Raw genomic sequence first — 1,479 nt, 5'->3', positions numbered from 1 at the left:
TTAAACAACCGCTTGGATATTTTTTTAAGAAAAACCAGTGGCATTTTGTTGTTTAAAATGCCACTAACACTTAAGTGTTCAGGCTGTTATTTTCTCAGTGAGAAATGTCTCGGTGCGAGTGGGGGATTCAGGGCTAAAAAAGCACCACTTTCTGAAAGGATTTCGGTGCTCTTCGATGGTTTGTTTATGTTCTTCTAACAAGGTACTCATTACCTCCCGGAGCTTTTGTTTTGAGTTTGCATTATCCACTTGCTCAAGGTTTTCACACAGTTGTTTGAGTATCTTAATTTTATCCTGAGGGCTCTTTTTCAATCCAAACCAGCTGAATTCATTGCTCAGCGTTTGCGCATGGCTCTCTATTGCCATTTTCAGGCGATATTTTTCGCTGTCGCAGATAACCGGTTTTTGGATAACGGTCAGGCTGCTCTCGTTGTTTTGATGCTTGAGACCCAGTTGGCCATAATCGTTCGCACCACAGGCAAAGAGCACTGGCTCGCCGAAGCTGTCGCAGCCAAAGACAAGGGTGTGGTAATCACCTGCGGCGACTCCCTCCAGTGATTTGAGGTCTTGAGGAAGCTTGACGGACTGCAAGCTGCTCCGGTCGTTTTTATCCCCAAGCCCCAGTTGGCCAAAGTTGTTCCATCCACAGGCAAAGAGAAGTGGCTTTTTATTGCTGTCGCGGCCAAAGACAAGGCTGTGGCCCGCACCTGCGATGACACCCTCCAGTGAATTGAGTTCTTTGGGAAGCTCAACGGACTGCAGGCTGCTCCGGTCGTTTTTATCCACCAACCCCAGTTGGCCGAAGTTGTTTCTTCCACAGGCAAAGAGCAGTGACTTACCCTTGCTGTCGCCTCCAAAGACAAGGGTGTGGAAAGCACCTGCGACGACACCCTCCAGTGAGTTGATGTCTTTGGGAAGCTCAAGGCGCTGCAGGCTGCTCCGGTTGTTTTGATGCCCAAGCCCCAGTTGGCCGAAGCTGTTTCTTCCACAGGCAAAGAGCAGTGATTTACCCTTGCTGTCGCGTCCAAAGACAATAGTGTGGTGAGCACCTGCGGCGACACCCTCCAGTGAGCTGATTTCTTTGGGAATCTCAAGGCGCTGCAAGCTGCTCTGGTCAGTATTATGCCCAAGCCCCAGCTGGCCATGCTCGTTATATCCACAGGCAAATAGCAGTGGCTTGCCTTTGTTGTCGCGGCCAAAGACAAGGGTATGGAGAGCACCTGCGGCGACACCCTTCAGTGAGTTCAGGTCTTTGGGAAGCACAAGGCGCTGCAGGCTGCTCTTGTTATTTTCATGTCCAAGCCCTAGTTGGCCGCGGCTGTTATCTCCACAGGCAAAGAACAGTGGCTTGCCTTTGCTGTCGCGGCCAAAGACAAGGGTGTGGCAGTAACCTGTGACGACACCCTCCAGTGAGCTTATTTCTTTGGGAATCTCGAGGTGCTGCAGGCTGCTCTGGTTATTTTTATGCCCCAGTCCCAG

1 protein-coding gene is annotated in these 1,479 nt (G+C 50.6%); it reads right to left on the bottom strand.

Features of this window, described 5'->3' with window-relative positions; all coding sequences use genetic code 11:
- Positions 1–78 precede the first annotated feature (78 nt).
- Positions 79–1,479, bottom strand: a 1,401-nt coding sequence (locus tag Lwal_RS09560; RefSeq protein ID WP_420798167.1) for an RCC1 domain-containing protein, incomplete at its 5' end; no start/stop codon positions are given.

The organism is Legionella waltersii, assembly GCF_001468085.1.
GTDB classification, from domain to species: domain Bacteria; phylum Pseudomonadota; class Gammaproteobacteria; order Legionellales; family Legionellaceae; genus Legionella; species Legionella waltersii.
This window is presented reverse-complemented; position numbering and strand designations above follow the sequence as displayed.